Below are 17,084 nucleotides of genomic sequence, written 5' to 3' on the forward strand. Positions count from 1 at the left end.
TCCGAGGTGTCGGATCGAGGGCTCCCATCGGCATGTGGTTCGAACTGTCGAGGATCAGGGGATGCTGGTCTTCACAGCATCTTCGCCTTCCCTCGCCGCGATCTTGCGGTTGCGGTAGATGCTCGAGGCGAATGCCGCACCGATCAGGGCGACACCGACGAGGCCGGTGATGACCTCGGGGACGTGGGTGCCGATCGAGTACAGCAGGATCAGTGCCAGCGCACCGATGGCCCAGTGAGCACCGTGCTCGAGGTACACGTAGTCGGACAGCGTGCCCTTGCGCACCAGGAAGATGGTGATCGAGCGGACGAACATCGCGCCGATGAAGCCGAGGCCCAGGGCGATGATGATCGGGTCGGACGTGATGGCGAAGGCGCCGATGACACCGTCGAACGAGAACGACGCGTCGAGCACCTCGAGGTAGAGGAACAGGAAGAAGCCGGCCTTACCGGTGGCCTTCGCGAGGCCGCTCGGTCCGCCGCTGGGCTCTTCGCCTTCCTCGGGGATGTGGAACATCTCGCCGAGCCCGTTGACCGCGATGTAGGTGATCATGCCGAGCGCGCCGGCGATCATGACGGTCGAGACCTTGTCCTCGGGTGCGATGACGGTGGCCGTGATGAGCAGCAGCGCGGTGGCGACGACGACCTCGAGCTGTTCGAGCTTGCCGGCCTTGGCGAGGGGACGTTCGAGCCATTCCAGCCACTTGATCTCGCGCTCTTCGAGGATGAAGTGCAGGAAGAGCATCAGCAGGAACATGCCGCCGAACGCCGCGATCTGCGGATGCGCGTCGGTGATGAGGGTCTCGTAGCTGGGGCTGCCGTCCGGGAAGTAGGCAGCTCCGTCGGCCGGCGGATTGAGCGCCAGATTCAACGCCTCGATCGGTCCGAGTCCGGACGCCACCCACACGATCGCGAGGGGGAACACCAGACGCATACCGAAGACGGCGATGAGGATGCCGATGGTGAGGAAGATCTTCTGCCAGAACTCGCTCATCCGCCGCAGCACGGTCGCGTTGATGACCGCGTTGTCGAACGACAGCGAGACTTCGAGGATGCCGAGGATCACGCAGAGGAACAGAGCTTGCGGGCCGCCGTAGAGGAAGGCGACCACGAGGGAGACGACGGTGACCGCGAAGGATGCACCGAATATTCGCAGAACCACGAAGCGTGGCCTTTCTAATCGGAATCAGGGCGTTGCAGGGTGGTTACTGCACGGAGGTTCCGGCTTCGGTACTGCGACCGAAGCCGGAACCCGGAAGAAACGAACTAGACGTTGACGCCGTAATCGCGGGCGATACCCGCGAGACCGGACGCGTAACCCTGGCCGATGGCGCGGAACTTCCACTCCGCACCGTTGCGGTACAGCTCGCCGAAGACCATGGCGGTCTCGGTCGAGGCGTCCTCGGACAGGTCGTAACGAGCGAGTTCGTTGCCGTTCGCGCGGTCGACGACGCGGATGTACGCGTTGCGGACCTGGCCGAACGACTGGCTGCGGGAATCGGCATCGTAGATCGAGACCGGGAAGAAGATGCTCTCGATGTTCGCCGGGGTGGCGGCGAGGTCGACGTTGATGACCTCGTCGTCGCCTTCGCCCTCACCCGTGCGGTTGTCGCCGGCGTGCTCGATGGCACCGTCGGGCGACTTGAGGTTGTTGAAGAAGACGAAGTGCTGGTCGGAGACGACCTTCTTGTCGGCCCCGGTGGCGATGGCGCTGGCATCGAGGTCGAAGTCGGTGCCGGTGGTGGTGCGAACGTCCCAGCCCAGGCCGACGGCCACTGCCGTCAGGTTCGGAGCTTCCTTGGTGAGGGAGACGTTTCCGCCCTTGGTCAAGCTGACGCCCATGCGGGGTCCTTTCGATCGTTCCAACGGTCGACGTACCGGTATAGGGCACGCCCGGTGTGCGTTTCTCCCCACACTAGTTGTTGCCGTGGGGTACGCCCATATCCACTATGCCCGGTCCCGCGCCTCACTTCCGTGACCCGCACGAACCACGGTTCCGACCGGCGGAAAGGTGACGGATCGGCCCGGTGGACGTGCGCCCAGTACCATTCGGTTCTGTGGCGACCCGATGGACGCGCCGCCTGTTCGGCGGGGGAAACACGGAAGATCCCGCGGCTCGTCGTGCACACGATGCGATGGTCGCGGCGTTCCTCGACATGGACAAGCGCCAGTCCGTCATCGAGGCCGGTGTGGCCGCGTCGTACGAGCTCGAACCCGAACGGCACCTGCTGCGTCAGTGGGATCCCATCCGTCAGGCGTGTTATCGCGCCGGTGAGACGTATCTCCAACTGGCAGTGACGGATCCGGAACAACCGCTCGCACCTGCTCCGGCCTACGAGCAGGCGCTGCGGCAGATAACCGAAGCAACACGAACACTTGATGAATTCTTCGGAAACAACCGGGGGCACCTCGAGCACATGACGGCCGTGGCGAACACGGTGCCCGAGTTGGCGCACCGGATGCGTACCGAAGCGCGCAACACCCTCGCCGCGACACAGACCCCGGATTTTGTTGCCTTTGCGAACTATCCGTCGGTTCGATCCGCCACCGAAGCGCTCGAGAAGGCCCTGAACAGCCTCGATGCGGCGCACGGCGTAGGCGCGACCCGCACGGCGGCCCTCCGAGTCGAAGAGGCGACCACCGCTCTGCTCGACGCCCTCGCCGCAGCACCGGGGCGCCGCGACGAGGCCGCTCGCACCCTCGCTTCGGTGACCACCAGGATCGGAGCGGTCCGGACCCGCACGGACGGTCTCGCCCCGGCCTTCTCCGCGCTGCTGCGCGAGTTCAATGCGGCCAGCTCCGCCGACCTGTCCGGGAACGAGAAACAGGCCGCCGAACTGCTCGCTCGCGCCGAGGACCAGCTCGGACGCGCACGGGCGGCGGCGAAGGACGGCCGCCCCGAGGAAGCCCTCGAGCTGGTCGCGGCGATCCGCGCCGAACTGTCGCGCGCCGAAGAACTCGTCGACGCCGTGACCGCACGACTCGCTACGCTGCGTTCCGTCCGGCAGAATCCGGGGGCCAAGGTCGACGAGGTGCGGTTCCGCCTCCGTGACGCACAACACCTGGCCGTGCAACGCGGTCTCACCGCAGAATGGGGTTCCGTTCTCGACTCGCAGTTGAGCCGGATCGACAGGGCCGTCGACGCACTCACCGGTGTGCACCCCGACTACTGGGCCTACGTCAGAGATTTGGATGCGGTGTCTACCTTCATCGCAGGAGTGGTCGATCGGATGAGAGGACGGACCGAGAACGCATGAGGGGGGCCACGCTTACCGAAGTGCGCGCCATGCAGCACTTTCGGCATCTCGACGGCGCGACGATGGAGGAGTTGTTCCTGCACCGTCCCGAGCCGTTCGGGCACAGCGACGATCGCGACCGCCTGGCGACCGCTCTCGGCGCCACGCTCTACGTACCCGCGACGCGCGGCGATCTCGTCGCGACCATCTCGAAGCGTGCGACCGAGGGTGTGACGTCGATGGTCCTCGACCTCGAGGACGCCGTCGCCGACGACGAGGTCGAGCAGGGCCTGCAGAACGCCGTCGCGACGCTCGATGCGCTCGCCGAACACGGACCGTCGCCGATGATGTTGTTCGTCCGTGTCCGCACAGCCGACGGCGTCGGACGGATCGCGTCGATGCTCGGCGCCGGCAAGGCCGTGCTGACCGGATTCGTGGTGCCCAAGTTCACCGCACACACCGGGCCCGCCTTCCTCGAGGCGGTGGCCGCGGCGTCGGATCTGCTCGGCCGTCACCTCTACGCGATGCCCGTCATCGAGTCGGCCGAGGTCGTCCACCGCGAGACCCGCGACGGCGAATTGCGTGCGATCTCCGGCATCCTCGCCGAACATCGCCACCGTGTCCTCGCCGTCCGGATCGGTGCGACCGACATGTGCGCGACCTTCGGTATCCGGCGCGACCGCGACCTGACGATCTACGACGTCCGCGTCGTCGTCGACGTGATCGCCGACATCGTCAACCACCTCGGGCGTACCGACGGAACGGGTTTCGTCATCACCGGGCCCGTCTGGGAGTACTTCGCCGATCACGAACGCATGTTCCGCCCGATGCTGCGCTCGACGCCCTTCGAGGAGCAGGACGCCGTGCTGTTCCGTCAGCAGCTCGTCAGCCGCGATCTCGACGGTCTGCTGCGCGAGATCGCCCTCGACCGCGCCAACGGTATCCAGGGCAAGACCGTCATCCATCCGTCGCATGTCGCTGCGGTACATGCCTTGTCGGCCGTGACCCACGAGGAGTTCCACGATGCGACCGACATCCTCGATCGCGACACCGGCGGTGTGCAGGCCTCGGGATACGGCAACAAGATGAACGAACGGCGACCCCACCGCACGTGGGCCGAGCAGACCCTGTTGCGCGCGTCGGTGTTCGGTGTCACCCGTAAGGGGATCACCTTCGTCGACCTGCTGACGGCGCTGGTGGACCGATGACCGATATTCTCGATATTCCTTGGGCCACCGCAGAGCTCGGATTCGCTCTCGAACATGTGGAGTCGCCGTGCGGTTACACCGTTCCCGAACTCGTCCGACCGGGGCTGCGACGCAATCCACGACGCGCGCACCTGCTCGTCTCCACGGTTCTCGGTAAGCACATCCCCACCGAGCCGGCCGCGGTGCGCGGTGCCGGTCACCGGCTCGGCCGGCTCGTCGCCGATCTCCTCGGCGATGCAACATCCGACGCTGTCGTCATGGGATTCGCCGAAACCGCAACGGGTCTCGGTCACTGCGTGGCCGACGCCCTCGACGCCGCATGCTACCTGCACTCGACGCGACGCCAGGTTCCCGGAGCGGAGGTGCTCACCGGATTCGAGGAGGGGCACTCGCACGCGACCTTCCACCTGCTCCAGCCGACCTCCGGCGCACTGTTCGCCAACGCTGCGCCGCTCGTCCTCGTCGACGACGAGATCTCCACGGGTGCAACGGCCCTCGACGCCATCCGCGCGCTGCACCGCGATCATCCGCGTGATCGTTACGTGCTCGCCTCCCTCGTCGACATGCGGTCGGAGCAGGATCGCCGCCGGACTGCGGAGGTCGCGGCGGAACTCGGCACGACCATCGAGCACGTGAGCCTGGCCGCCGGACGATCCGTCGTCCCCGACGATCTCGTCGCGCGGGTCGCGGCATTGCCCGACCCTCTCCTCAATCCGGTGGGCGATCGACGCGGCGACGTCCGGTTCCTCCACGCGGCGTGGCCGTCCCACGTGCCCGACGGTGGGCGGCACGGGATGCTGCGGGCCGACGCGGCGGCCTTCGACGCGGCGTTGTCGACACTCGCCGACGCGATCGCGGAGGTGCGCGATGCCCGGCGTCCCGCCGTCGTCGTCGGACACGAGGAACTGATGTACCTGCCGCTGCGACTCGCGGAGGCGCTCGTCGAACGCGGCACCCCCGCCCGGTTCCAGACCACGACCCGCTCCCCCGTCCACGTGATGGACGTCGACGGATATCCGTTGCGCCGCGGATTCCGTTTCACCGCCCCCGAACACATCGACAGCGAGTTCGAGAACGAGGTGCCGCGTTTCCTCTACAACGCGCAGTGGCCCACGCCGACCGAGGTCCGCGCCGAGCTGATCCTCGTCATCGATTCGCCCGCCGACACCGACCGTCTGCGCGCACCGGGAGGCGTTCTCGACGTGCTCACAGCTGCCGGCGAGGACGTCCTCGTCGTGATCGTGCCCGCCACCGATCCGACGGTGCTGCGCACCCACAGGGAGACCGTATGACCGTGCCACTGACCGGACCCGAGTTCGGCTCCTACGCGCCCGACGAGGTGACGTGGCTGCTCAAGGACCTCTCCCACGCCGACCTCGAGGGCGACATCGCCGAACGTGAGGCACGGATCCAGGCGGGTCTCGCGCACTACGCGGAGTCCCTGCCGATCGAGTACCAGCCCGACGCCGCCTACCGCGAACTGTTCGACAAGGCACTGGCCGGCACAGCGGGCCGGTTGGCGCACGCGGTGGGCACGGTCACCGAACTGCTTCTCTCCGAACGCGGAACCGACCTGACCCTCGTGTCGCTTGCGCGGGCGGGCACCCCGATCGGCATCCTGATCCGCCGGTGGGCGCTGCACCACCACGGGTTGACGCTGCCGCACTACGCCGTGTCGATCGTCCGGGGCCGCGGAATCGACTCCGCCGCCCTCGATCACATCACCGCGCGGCACGATCCCGCGTCGATCGTCTTCGTCGACGGCTGGACGGGTAAGGGCGCGATCGCGCGTGAACTGTCCGCTGCGCTCGCCGAATACACCGCGCGAGGCGGTCCCGTCCTGTCCGACGATCTCGCGGTACTCGCCGACCCCGGCCACTGCGTCCGCACCTACGGCACGCGCGACGACTTCCTCATCGCCTCGGCCTGCCTGAACTCCACCGTCTCCGGACTGGTCTCGCGGACGGTCCTCAACGACAGCCTGATCGGCCCCGGAGAGTTCCACGGCGCCAAGTTCTACGCCGAGCTGGCCGCGGACGACGTGTCGAACCATCTGCTGGACGCCGTCACCGCAGAGTTCGACACGTGCGGCGACGTCGCATCGGCTGCGCAGACAGTGCTCGAATCCGACCGCACCCCTACCTGGGCCGGCTGGGAGTCCGTCGAGCGGGTGCGGGCGCAGTACGGCATCTCGAGCGTCAACTTCGTCAAACCCGGTGTCGGAGAGACCACCCGTGTGTTGCTACGCCGCGTTCCCTGGAAGGTTCTGGTACGCGACATCACCGCCGACGAGCACGCCCACATCCGGATGCTCGCGGCCGCCCGCGACGTTCCCGTCGAGGAGGTTCCCGACCTGGCCTACTCCTGCATGGGCCTGATCAAGGACCTGCCGTGACCAGCACTGCGCCCGCCCTGGTCGCCACCGACCTCGACCGCACCCTCATCTATTCGCGCGCCGCGATGACCGGCGACCAGTTCGACACGCAGGCTCTGCTGTGCGTCGAGTACTACGAGGGCGCACCGCTGTCGTACGTCACCGACACTGCTGCACAACAGCTTCGGACGCTCGCCGACGAGGTCGCGATGGTGCCGACGACCACGCGCACACCCGAACAGTTCCGCCGCATCGACCTCCCCGGCGGTCCGTGGCGGTATGCCATCGCGAGCAACGGTGGGTCGATCATCGAGGACGGGCATCTCGACCCGCACTGGCGCAGGACCGTGGAAGCAGCGGTACGCGATGGGGGCGCGAGCCTCGACGAGGTGACGACCGAACTGCGTCGCCGCATCTCCGAGGACTGGGTGTCGAAGTTCCGCATCGCCGACGAGTTGTTCTGCTATCTCGTCGTCGACGTCGCAGCGCAACCGGTGGGATTCCTCGACGACTGGCACGAGTGGTGTTCGACGCGCGGCTGGAACGCCTCGCAGCAGGGCCGGAAGATCTACACGATGCCGAACAGCGTGTGCAAGAGCCGCGCGGTGGCCGAGGTGCACCGGCGGCTCCGCGACCGCGGGGTGCTCGCCGAGGATGCCCCCGTCTTCGCCGCGGGGGACGGTGCGCTCGATGCGGAGATGCTGAAGGCCGCCGACGCCGCGATCCGGCCTCGCCACGGCGAACTCGAACTGATGGACTGGCGCCACCCGACCGTCTCGGTGACCGCCGCCGCGGGCGTCACCGCCGGGGAGGAGATTCTCACCTGGTTCGCCCGATCCGCTCGTCTTCCGGTCGCTTCGTAGAGTAGAAGGTGCCCGGTCACCGAACACAGTGAGGACACATCTCTTGTCGACTCCGCTCTCCAAGGGTCAGAACGGACCGCTCACCGCGTCCGACGTCGTCGTCTCGCTCGAGCTGACCACGCCCGCCGATCTGTCCGCACTGCTCGTCAAGGCCGACGGCAAGGTGCGCTCCGACGCCGACTTCGTGTTCTTCAACCAGCCCACCGGGCCGGGTGTGCGTCTCGTATCCGGCGCGCCCGGACAGGCAGCATCGCTCGCCGTGTCGCTCGCGCAGGTTCCCGCCGACATCGATCAGGTACGCGCTGTGATCACCCTCGACGATGCGTCGAGCAACTTCGGTCGGTTCGCACCGCCCACCGCGCGCGTGTCCGACAGTGCGGGAACGGTGTTGTACGAGTACCGGATCGACGGACTGAGCACCGAATCCATCGTGATCGCGCTGGAGTTGTACCGGCGCCAGGGCGCGTGGAAGGTCCGCGCCGTGGGCCAGGGATATGCGGGCGGATTCGCGGCGCTGGTGACCGATCACGGCGTCAGCGTCGACGACGCACCGGCCCAACCTGCTGCCGCACCGCAGCCTGTCGCTCCCACGCCCGCTCAGGCTCCGCCCGTTCAGCAGACTCCGCCTCCGCCGGTGCAGCTGACCCCACCTCCGGCATATCCGGCGCAGCCGGCACCTCCGGCACAACCGACGGCTCCGGCACAGCCCGCGGAGGTCAGCCTCACGAAGAACCGCCCGGTGAGCCTGGTGAAGGGCCAGAAGGTCACCCTCCGCAAGGACGGCGGCGTCGCGTTGACCTTCCTGCGCATGGGGCTCGGCTGGGATCCGGTGGAGAAGCGCGGCCTGTTCGGCAACCGCTCCGCCGACATCGACCTCGACGCCTCGGCCGTGATGTTCGCCGACAACCAGATCGCCGACGTCGTGTACTACGGCCAGCTGCAGTCGAAGGACGGTTCGGTCCAGCACCAGGGCGACAACCTCACCGGTGCCGGTGAGGGCGACGACGAGGTGATGCTCGTCGACCTCACGCGGGTCCCCGCCCATGTCACGACGGTGATGTTCATCGTCACCTCCTACAAGGGCCACACCTTCGAGCAAGTGAAGAATGCGTTCTGCCGTCTCATCGACGGCACGATCGACACCGAGCTGGCCCGCTACACGCTGCAGGGTGGCATGCCGTTCACGGGCATGGTCATGGCGAAGGTCTACCGCCAGGGCAGCGAATGGAAGCTGCAGGCCATCGGCGAGGGCATGCAGGCGAAGCATCCCGGTGAGGCTGCGCCGCAATTGGGCCGGTTCCTGGCCGTCTGACCGGTGGGCGAGCTCTTCACAGCGGGGCGCAACGCCCCGCTGCCGACCCGCACGGCCCGTTTCACGGCGACCGCATCCGTCCCGCTCGACGTGTTCGCGTTCGTCGTGGACGACGGCCTGCAGGTGGCGTCCTCCGACGACGTCGTGTTCTACAACCAGCCCGGCACGCCCGGCATTCGACTCGAGGGCGAGGTGATCGTCGTCGACGTCGACTCGGTCCGTCCCGGTGCACGCGTGCTGTGCGCGGTCGGCTGCGAGCGACCCGCAGCGGTGTCGACCTCGTTGTCCGACGCGGCGGGCACCGTCCTCGCGTCGTTTCACGTGGAACCGGCGGTCGGTACCGAGACGGCGCTGCTGTGCTGGGAGATCTACCGTCGTCACGACGAATGGAAGATCCGCGCCCTCGGCCAGGGATACGCCGGTGGACTCGCCGAGATGTTCACCGCGCACGGAGTGGATGTCGAGTCACCCTCCGATGCGGAGAAGGTGGCCGCTCCCGGGGCCGATCCCGTCATCGGCCTCTCACCCCTCGAGGTGTTGTGGCGGATCTTCGAGGACGCCGCCCGGTCGGCCGCCGCGTACACGTCGAGTGTGGAGTTCGCCCAGCACCGCTTCGACGACGAACTCTCGGCAGCCGTGGCCGATCCCGCCCGGCGCATGGAGCCCGAGGCCGACCGTGCCCGGGCACGTGCGCAGCAGCGCTACGACGAGCTCGTCGGTGTCGCCGAGGCCCGCTACCGCGACGACAGTGCGGTGCTCGCCGCCGAGCTGCTCACCGTCGACGCGACGTTGCCGCCCGCACTCGCATCGTGGATCTCCCCGGCCTGGATGCACCTGCACCTGCCGAGCGACGGCGTGCGGGTGGGTGAGGTGACGGCGCCCGATCTGGGTCCACTGCGCATCCCCCTGTGTCTGCCGGCGCCGCTCACGCGACCGTTGTGGATCGACGGTGATCCGGCCGAACTCGGTCCCGTCGTGTCGTCCGTGGTCGTGCGGCTGCTCACGGCCCGGCCCGGCACCCTGTTGCACCTCGTCGATCCAGGGCGGACGCTGCCCGCACTCGAACCCCTCACCGCAGCCCGACTTGCCGGACCACCCGTCCACGACCGGTCACAGGTCTCCGCCAAACTCCGAGGGCTGGCCGACGCGGCGGACCTCGACGCGCTCGCCCGGCAGGTCGACGCGGAGACCGCCTCACCCGTGTTGCTGGTCCTCGCCGGGCTCCCCTACGGCTACGACCACGACGACCTGATCGAGATCGTCCGGATCGTGCGTACCGGCAGTGCCGGTCGGGTCTCGGTCGTCCTCGCGGGCGATCCATCGGACGATCAGGTCGCGGAGATGCTGTGGGACGAGGCGCAGAAGCTCCCCGTCGACGGGGAGCTGGCCGATCCGTGGACGGGCGGCCGGTGGACGTTCGTTCCCGACAGCCTGCCCACCGAGACCGAGCATCTGCGCGGCGCGCTGGGTGGGAGCTCGCTCCTGGAGTGATCCAATCCTCGGACGACGGGGTCAGCGCCGGTCGACGAGCGCCGTGACATCAGGCGCGTACACGGTCATCCAATGCGGATCCAGGCGGTAGTAGACCACCTCCTCGTCCCAGTCGAACGCGTCCCCGCCGTAGAACGACTGAAGGTAGGCGAGCAGTTCGGGCCAGTCGTCGGCCGGCTCACCGCCGCACGGGTTGAGAATCTCCACGTGACCGTGCGTGAACACGCCGAGGTCCTCCCCGCGTATGTGCGCCGCGCTGACTGCGGGACGTGCGGCGAGATGCCGGGCCTTGGCGGCGTTGGGGGCCGTGCCGAAGTACCACTTGCCGTGCAGGAAGTGTCCGTCCACACCGCTGATGCGCGGTTCACCGCCGGCGGTGACCGTCGCCAGCGAGAGGACGCACATGCCCGTGAGCACCTCGACGAGCTGCTCGGCCGTGAGGGTCCGCGACGCGTCGACGATCGACCTCAGATGGGATGTGGACCGGGACAGCGACGTGTCGAGGAGCACCTGGAGTTCGGCGAGTTCGGTGGGGGTTTCGTGCATGACTCCATGCTCACATCACCGAGGCCCACGGGACCCGACAGTTCTTGCTCTGTTCCACCTCGCCGCTCCATGCTCTCGGGGAGACCACCGAGCGCCGGGTCACCCGCATGGAGGACCCGCCATCCCCCGGTCGGCCGACGCGCACCGCACCCTCCGCGTCGCATGGTGAGGACCATGACGGTCACCGATCCGACGACGCGACAGCGACGCATCCTCGCCCTCGACGTGGCCCGGGGAATCGCCATCCTCGGCACCTTCGCCGCCAATGTCTGGATCTTCACCGATCCCGCCGGCATCGTCGGCTATCTCGCCTCGGTCGGCACCGATCCGTGGCCGCAACGCATCCTCATGCAGCTCACACAGGGGAAGTTCCTCGGGCTACTCACGCTGATGTTCGGGATCGGCCTGGCCGTGCAGGCGGCCTCCGCACAGCGAGCGGGGCGGCCGTGGCCCGGCGGCTACCGGGTACGCGCCGCCCTGCTCCTCGTCGACGGGCTCGTGCACTACCTGCTCGTCGCCGAGTTCGACATCCTCATGGGATATGCACTGACGTCCATGCTCGTGTGCGGGCTCGTGATCTCCTCCGGTCGTGTGCGGTTGTGGGTCGCGGGTGCGGCCGTCGCTGTGCACGCGCTGGCCGTGACCGCGCTCGTCGTGGCGCTCGCCGGTTCACCGCCGAATCCGGAGACCCCCGAGTTGACCACCGCCACCTGGTGGGACATGGTCGTCTTCCGCGTGGACAACGCCGCTGCGTTCCGCGCCGAGGTGATCTTCGTGATCCCGATGACGGTCGCGCTGTTCCTGACCGGTGCCGCACTGTATTCGACCGGTCTGTTCGACAGCAGAGGTGCGGTGCTGCGCCGACGGCTGATGGTGGTCGGCGCGATCGCGGCGCCTCTCGATCTCGCCGCAGGTCTGTTCGGTGGTGCCGCAGGTGTATTCGCAGCGCGCTACGGCATCGCACCGTTCGTCGCGCTCGGCCTGCTGGCGTGGATCGCCCATTTCTACATCGGCAGGTCCACGACCGGCACGGTCGGTACCGCCTGTGAACGCATCGGGCGGACCGCGCTGAGTTGCTACATCCTGCAGAACATCGTCGCGTCGGTGCTCTGTTACGACTGGGGATTCGGCCTGGCGAAGGCCGTGGACGCCGACATGCGGGTCCCGTTCACGATTGCGGTGTACGTTGCGGTGGGAGCGGTGATGGTGGTCGGATCCCGGTGGTGGCTCGGCCGATTCCGTCAGGGTCCGGTCGAATGGGCGTGGCGGGCGTCCTACGAGCGGCTGTCGGAACGTCGTCGACGTGTCGTCCGCTCCCGTTTCGAAGCGCGGCCGAATTCGATTCCGTACTCGCGGATCTTGCGGTAGATCGTCGCGCGCGACATCCCCAGAGCATGTGCCGCGGCGGCCTTGTCGCCGTTGTGGAGCGCGAGGGCGTCGACCACCGCGTCGCGTTCGAGCGATTCGATTCTCGTCAGGCGCCGGCGGGTGGCCGACCGGCACTCCGCGGGCAGATCGTCGAGCTCGATCGTGCCGGACCGTCGGCGCCTGAAGATGTCCTCGAGCACCGTTCGAAGATGTGTCACGTTGCCCTGCCACGACAGTCGCGCGAGCTGGTTCGCCGCGGCGCGGGACAACGTCAGGTTCTCGGCACCCATCGAATCGAGCAGGAAGCGGGACAGTTCGGGCAGATCGTCGACGTGGTGACGCAACGGGGGCACCGGCACGGTCTTGGGGAACAACCGCAACAGCGGATGCGTATCGGGCAGGCCGTCGGTCGAATCCATCGTGACCGTCACCCAGGAATCGTCCGCAATGGAGTTCGACGCCGCATCGAGCAGGAAATCGCTCACCGCATCGAGGGTGTCGCCGTCGAGTCCGTCGACGCGGCGGATCAGCAGATCCGCTCCCTCGTCCACCGCCGCCGCGATCCGCTCGAGGAGCTCGTCGACGCTCACCGTCGACGCATCCGCCGAGACGAGAAGGCGCCCGCTCCTGGCGTATTCGTGCACCGCACGGACCAGGGCCGACCTTCCGGAGCCCGGCTCGCCGTCGACGACGATCCACTCGGTCCGCGCGCAGGCGTCGAACACCTCCTCGACGGCGCGCGTCCACGTGGCGCTCGTACCGACGACGGATCGCAGAACCGGAGCGCCACCGCGACCGGCCGTCCGTGCCCGCCCGCGGCTCACCTGTTCCTTGATGTGCACGATCCCGCCTGCGAGCCTGTCGTCGACGAAGGTGGGCCGGTAGGACAACCGTGCGGTGACGCCGCTCGGCAGGTCGGCGAGGAGCGTGAACGGTTCGGACCTGCCCCGCGAGTCGCGGGTGCGGTCGATGATGGCCGCCTGGTCACGCGAATCGAACACGCGCTGCGTGAGGTCGTTCATCATGAGCACTTCGTCACCGATCGCGATGACCGGCCGGCCCGAATGCTGGCAGGCGAGGTGGTAGTCGCGCAGCAGCGCCCGGTCGAGCTCGCCGGCTTCCTCGAGGATCTGTTCCCGGATCCGCTGCGCGACCATCTTCGCGAACGACAGCAGCAGCGCATTGGTGTTCTCCGCCAGGGTGGTCAGGTCCACGGCGCCGAGCACCGCCCCGGTCACCGGATGGGTCACCGGAGCGCCCGCACACGAGAACCGGCGTAGACGTCCGTTGTAGTGCTCGTCGCCGCGGATGAGCAGGGGTGCGCCCACCTCGAGGGAGGTGCCGATGCCGTTCGTGCCGACGCTCGTCTCGGCGTACCGGAACCCGGGGGCGAGATGGACGCTGTCGAGCGCAGCGGCGAGACCGGGGTCTCCGAGGTGCCGGCGCAGCACGGTTCCGGAGGCGTCGGTGAGGATGAGCGAGACGGGTTCGCTGTCGATCTCCTGGGCCATCGCATCCAGCACCGGCGCCGCAGCGCGGGTGAGCACGGTGTCCACCGTGTCCGGGTCGACGTAGTCGGCGCCCGGCTGGTCGGCGTCGACGTTCGCCTGCGCCGATCGCAACCACGACACGCGCAGCCAGTGCCTCATCCGACCGATATCGCCCGGTGCGATCGCACTACCTCCGGCTCCGTCTCGGGATGCTGCGCGTTTCGACGCAGCACCCGGTCTGTCTGCACTCACCGTCGATCTCCCGATTGTCGGTCGCGCGGGTCGCTCTTCCGAATGTTTCGAACGCAACTTTAACGCTTCAAACTGTGATCCACGTCTCAGAATGAGACAGATTGTGTGTTTCTTCCGGGGTTGTATCGACATCACCCCCGATCTCCCGACGGCCGGCGCCAGCCGGCTCCCGATCCAGGAGGCACACATTGAGCAGGCAGAGCCTCACCAAGGCGCATGCGAAGATCACCGAACTGTCGTGGGAACCCACCTTCGCGACACCCGCGACCCGCTTCGGCACCGACTACACCTTCGAGAAGGCCCCGAAGAAGGATCCGCTCAAGCAGATCATGCGGTCGTACTTCCCGATGGAGGAGGAGAAGGACAACCGCGTCTACGGCGCCATGGACGGCGCCATCCGCGGCAACATGTTCCGTCAGGTCCAGCAACGCTGGCTCGAATGGCAGAAGTTGTTCCTGTCGATCATCCCGTTCCCCGAGATTTCCGCGGCCCGCGCGATGCCCATGGCCATCGACGCCGTGCCCAATCCCGAGATCCACAACGGGCTCGCGGTGCAGATGATCGACGAGGTTCGTCACTCGACGATTCAAATGAACCTCAAGAAGCTGTACATGAACAACTACATCGACCCGGCCGGCTTCGACATCACGGAGAAGGCGTTCGCGAACAACTACGCGGGCACCATCGGCCGGCAGTTCGGTGAAGGATTCATCACCGGCGACGCCATCACCGCCGCGAACATCTACCTGACGGTGGTCGCCGAGACCGCCTTCACCAACACGCTTTTCGTCGCGATGCCCGACGAGGCCGCCGCAAACGGCGACTACCTGCTGCCCACGGTCTTCCACTCCGTGCAGTCGGACGAGTCCCGGCACATCTCCAACGGCTACTCGATCCTGCTGATGGCCCTCGCCGACGAACGCAACCGCCCGCTCCTCGAACGCGACCTGCGGTACGCGTGGTGGAACAACCACTGCGTCGTCGACGCCGCGATCGGCACCTTCATCGAGTACGGCACGAAGGACCGCCGGAAGGACCGCGAATCCTACGCCGAGATGTGGCGACGGTGGATCTACGACGACTACTACCGCAGCTACCTGCTCCCGCTCGAGAAGTACGGGCTCACCATCCCGCACGATCCCGTCGAGGAGGCGTGGAAGCGCATCACCGAGAAGAGCTACGTGCACGAGGTGGCACGGTTCTTCGCGACCGGCTGGCCGGTGAACTACTGGCGGATCGACGCGATGACCGACGCCGACTTCGAATGGTTCGAGGAGAAGTATCCCGGCTGGTACTCGAAGTTCGGCAAGTGGTGGGAGAACTACAACCGTCTCGCCCATCCCGGACGCAACAAGCCGATCGCCTTCGAGGATGTGGGATACCAGTACCCCCACCGGTGCTGGACGTGCATGGTGCCGTGCCTCGTCCGCGAGGACATGGTGGTCGAGAAGGTCGACGACCAGTGGCGCACCTACTGCTCGGAGCCGTGCTACTGGACCGACGCGGTCGCCTTCCGCGGCGAGTACGAGGGCCGCGAGACCCCGAACATGGGTCGTCTCACCGGTTTCCGTGAATGGGAGACGCTGCACCACGACAAGGATCTCGCCGACATCGTCCAGGACCTCGGTTACGTCCGCGACGACGGGAAGACCCTCATCGGCCAGCCGCACCTCGATCTCGACCCGAAGAAGATGTGGACCCTGGACGACGTGCGGGGCAACACCTTCCAGAGCCCGAACGTGCTGCTGAACCAGATGTCGGACGCGGAACGGGAAGCGCACGTCGCGGAGTACCGCGCCGGTGCCACTCCGCTCTGACACACCCCGGTCCGGCCGGCGCGGTCACACCCCCTGCATCCGCGCCGGCCGGGTCCCCCTACCGAAGTACAGGAGGTTCCAGTGGCCGACACCCACCGCATCCACTTCGAACCCGTCGACATCGAAATGGACGTCGCCGAGGACGAGAAGATCCTCGACGCGGCCTTCCGGCAGGGCATCCACCTGATGCACGGATGTCGTGAGGGGCAATGCTCGGCCTGCAAGTCCTACGTCCTCGACGGCGACATCCAGATGGACCGCTACTCCACCTTCGCCTGCAACGACGCCGAGGTCGAGGAGGGATACGTCCTGCTCTGCCGTTCGCATTCGTTCAGCGACTGCACCATCGAACTGCTCAACTTCGACGAGGACGAATTGCTCGGCGGCGTGCCGATCCAGAACGTCCGGACCGAGGTGGTCTCGATCGAACCGGTTACCCGGGACATCGTCGCGCTCGAGGTCCGGCCGATCGAACCGGAGGTCTTCGAGTTCAAGGCCGGCCAGTACGCCGATATCACCATCCCCGGAACCGAGGATCACCGGTCGTTCTCCATGGCCACCACCCCGGCGACCACCGATCGGGTGCAGTTCCTCATCAAGAAGTATCCCGGCGGTGTCTTCTCGGGCCTGCTCGACGACGGTCTGCACGTGGGGGACGAACTGGCACTGACGGGTCCGTACGGATCGTCGACGCTCAAGGACGGTCACGTGCTGCCGATCGTCTGCATCGGTGGCGGGGCCGGGATGGCGCCCATCCTGTCGCTGTTGCGGCACATGAGCGAGACCTCCGATCCGCGCCCGGTGCGCTTCTACTACGGTGCCCGCACCGCCGCCGACCTGTTCTACCTCGGCGAGATACGAGAATTCTCGAAAAGCTTACGGGACTTCGTCTTCGTGCCATGCTTGTCGGAGAGCGCGGACTGCCTTCCCGACGATCTCACCGGGGTGGAGACGGGCATGGTTCCGGACGTGGTCGGTGCGCACGAGACCGAACTCCACCGGTGCGAGACGTATCTGTGCGGCCCGCCCCCGATGGTGGACGCCACCCTCGAGCTTCTCGAGAGCAGGAACGTCCCGAAGGACCAGATCTTCTACGACAAGTTCACCAGCCCGACCTTCGAGTGATCG

At 67.2% G+C, this 17,084-nt stretch carries 14 protein-coding genes; 10 read left to right on the forward strand and 4 right to left on the reverse strand.

Annotated features, from left to right (window positions below):
- Positions 1–54 precede the first annotated feature (54 nt).
- Together C6Y44_RS24005 and C6Y44_RS24010 are read right to left on the reverse strand one after the other, a co-directional pair.
- Entirely contained in the window at positions 55–1,161 is a 1,107-nt protein-coding gene (locus C6Y44_RS24005; RefSeq protein ID WP_120280819.1) for a DUF475 domain-containing protein, read from the reverse strand.
- 104 nt (positions 1,162–1,265) lie between these two features.
- Positions 1,266–1,841 carry a TerD family protein gene (locus C6Y44_RS24010; RefSeq protein ID WP_006550710.1) on the reverse strand — a complete coding sequence of 192 codons (576 nt, stop codon included), beginning with the start codon at positions 1,839–1,841 and terminating at the stop codon, positions 1,266–1,268.
- 293 nt (positions 1,842–2,134) lie between these two features.
- Between C6Y44_RS24010 and C6Y44_RS24015 the strand changes: the two genes are divergently transcribed.
- The 7 genes from C6Y44_RS24015 to C6Y44_RS24045 all read left to right on the forward strand — a co-directional run bounded on the left by C6Y44_RS24015 (position 2,135) and on the right by C6Y44_RS24045 (position 10,483).
- Positions 2,135–3,256, forward strand: coding sequence for a serine/threonine-protein kinase (locus C6Y44_RS24015; protein WP_159419090.1), 1,122 nt, complete (start codon positions 2,135–2,137; stop codon positions 3,254–3,256).
- 29 nt (positions 3,257–3,285) lie between these two features.
- Entirely contained in the window at positions 3,286–4,443 is a 1,158-nt protein-coding gene (locus tag C6Y44_RS24020; protein WP_159417217.1) for an HpcH/HpaI aldolase/citrate lyase family protein, read from the forward strand.
- Entirely contained in the window at positions 4,440–5,735 is a 1,296-nt protein-coding gene (locus C6Y44_RS24025; RefSeq protein ID WP_159417216.1) for a phosphoribosyltransferase family protein, read from the forward strand. The genes C6Y44_RS24020 and C6Y44_RS24025 overlap by 4 nt, the downstream gene beginning before the upstream one ends.
- Positions 5,732–6,838 (forward strand): cysteine protease StiP family protein, encoded by a 1,107-nt coding sequence (locus C6Y44_RS24030; protein ID WP_159417215.1) that lies wholly within the window; start codon positions 5,732–5,734, stop codon positions 6,836–6,838. Before C6Y44_RS24025 ends, C6Y44_RS24030 begins: the two co-directional genes overlap by 4 nt.
- Positions 6,839–6,903: 65 nt before the next feature.
- Positions 6,904–7,680: an HAD family hydrolase gene (locus C6Y44_RS24035; RefSeq protein WP_404817808.1), complete on the forward strand. Its 777-nt coding sequence runs from the start codon at positions 6,904–6,906 to the stop codon at positions 7,678–7,680.
- Positions 7,681–7,723: 43 nt separating this feature from the next.
- Positions 7,724–8,992: a TerD family protein gene (locus C6Y44_RS24040; RefSeq protein WP_159417213.1), complete on the forward strand. Its 1,269-nt coding sequence runs from the start codon at positions 7,724–7,726 to the stop codon at positions 8,990–8,992.
- Between the two features lie 3 nt (positions 8,993–8,995).
- Complete coding sequence (locus C6Y44_RS24045) at positions 8,996–10,483, forward strand: TerD family protein (protein WP_159417212.1); 1,488 nt, start codon at positions 8,996–8,998, stop codon at positions 10,481–10,483.
- 21 nt (positions 10,484–10,504) lie between these two features.
- On the opposite strand, the gene C6Y44_RS24050 is transcribed toward C6Y44_RS24045, so the two are convergent.
- Complete coding sequence (locus C6Y44_RS24050) at positions 10,505–11,029, reverse strand: pyridoxamine 5'-phosphate oxidase family protein (RefSeq protein ID WP_159417211.1); 525 nt, start codon at positions 11,027–11,029, stop codon at positions 10,505–10,507.
- Positions 11,030–11,203: 174 nt separating this feature from the next.
- Here C6Y44_RS24050 and C6Y44_RS24055 point away from each other — a divergent pair, with 174 nt between their 5' ends.
- A complete protein-coding gene (locus C6Y44_RS24055; protein ID WP_225623675.1) occupies positions 11,204–12,397 on the forward strand; it encodes a DUF418 domain-containing protein in 1,194 nt (397 codons plus the stop codon).
- Here C6Y44_RS24055 and C6Y44_RS24060 read toward each other — a convergent pair.
- On the reverse strand, positions 12,304–14,046 hold the full coding sequence (locus C6Y44_RS24060) for a sigma-54-dependent Fis family transcriptional regulator (protein WP_159417210.1): 1,743 nt from the start codon (positions 14,044–14,046) through the stop codon (positions 12,304–12,306). The two genes, C6Y44_RS24055 and C6Y44_RS24060, sit on opposite strands and share 94 nt — an antisense overlap.
- Positions 14,047–14,327: 281 nt before the next feature.
- On the opposite strand from C6Y44_RS24060, the gene C6Y44_RS24065 reads away from it, so the two are divergent.
- Both C6Y44_RS24065 and C6Y44_RS24070 read left to right on the forward strand, forming a co-directional pair.
- Positions 14,328–15,956, forward strand: coding sequence for a ferritin family protein (locus tag C6Y44_RS24065; protein WP_192378594.1), 1,629 nt, complete (start codon positions 14,328–14,330; stop codon positions 15,954–15,956).
- An 81-nt stretch (positions 15,957–16,037) separates the two neighbouring features.
- Complete coding sequence (locus C6Y44_RS24070; RefSeq protein WP_159417209.1) at positions 16,038–17,081, forward strand: 2Fe-2S iron-sulfur cluster-binding protein; 1,044 nt, start codon at positions 16,038–16,040, stop codon at positions 17,079–17,081.
- The last annotated feature ends 3 nt before the right edge of the window (positions 17,082–17,084 follow it).

The sequence above is a fragment of the Rhodococcus rhodochrous genome, assembly GCF_014854695.1.
Lineage (GTDB): Bacteria > Actinomycetota > Actinomycetes > Mycobacteriales > Mycobacteriaceae > Rhodococcus.

What these genes read in the sequence shown, in the direction of transcription:
- C6Y44_RS24010 (WP_006550710.1), bottom strand. Translation starts at nt 1,841, where the DNA reads ATGGGCGTCAGCTTGACCAAGGGCGGAAACGTCTCCCTCACCAAGGAA.
- C6Y44_RS24015 (WP_159419090.1), top strand. Translation starts at nt 2,135, where the DNA reads ATGGTCGCGGCGTTCCTCGACATGGACAAGCGCCAGTCCGTCATCGAG.
- C6Y44_RS24020 (WP_159417217.1), top strand. Translation starts at nt 3,286, where the DNA reads ATGCAGCACTTTCGGCATCTCGACGGCGCGACGATGGAGGAGTTGTTC.
- C6Y44_RS24025 (WP_159417216.1), top strand. Translation starts at nt 4,440, where the DNA reads ATGACCGATATTCTCGATATTCCTTGGGCCACCGCAGAGCTCGGATTC.
- C6Y44_RS24030 (WP_159417215.1), top strand. Translation starts at nt 5,732, where the DNA reads ATGACCGTGCCACTGACCGGACCCGAGTTCGGCTCCTACGCGCCCGAC.
- C6Y44_RS24035 (WP_404817808.1), top strand. Translation starts at nt 6,904, where the DNA reads ATGACCGGCGACCAGTTCGACACGCAGGCTCTGCTGTGCGTCGAGTAC.
- C6Y44_RS24050 (WP_159417211.1), bottom strand. Translation starts at nt 11,029, where the DNA reads ATGCACGAAACCCCCACCGAACTCGCCGAACTCCAGGTGCTCCTCGAC.
- C6Y44_RS24055 (WP_225623675.1), top strand. Translation starts at nt 11,204, where the DNA reads ATGACGGTCACCGATCCGACGACGCGACAGCGACGCATCCTCGCCCTC.
- C6Y44_RS24060 (WP_159417210.1), bottom strand. Translation starts at nt 14,046, where the DNA reads ATGAGGCACTGGCTGCGCGTGTCGTGGTTGCGATCGGCGCAGGCGAAC.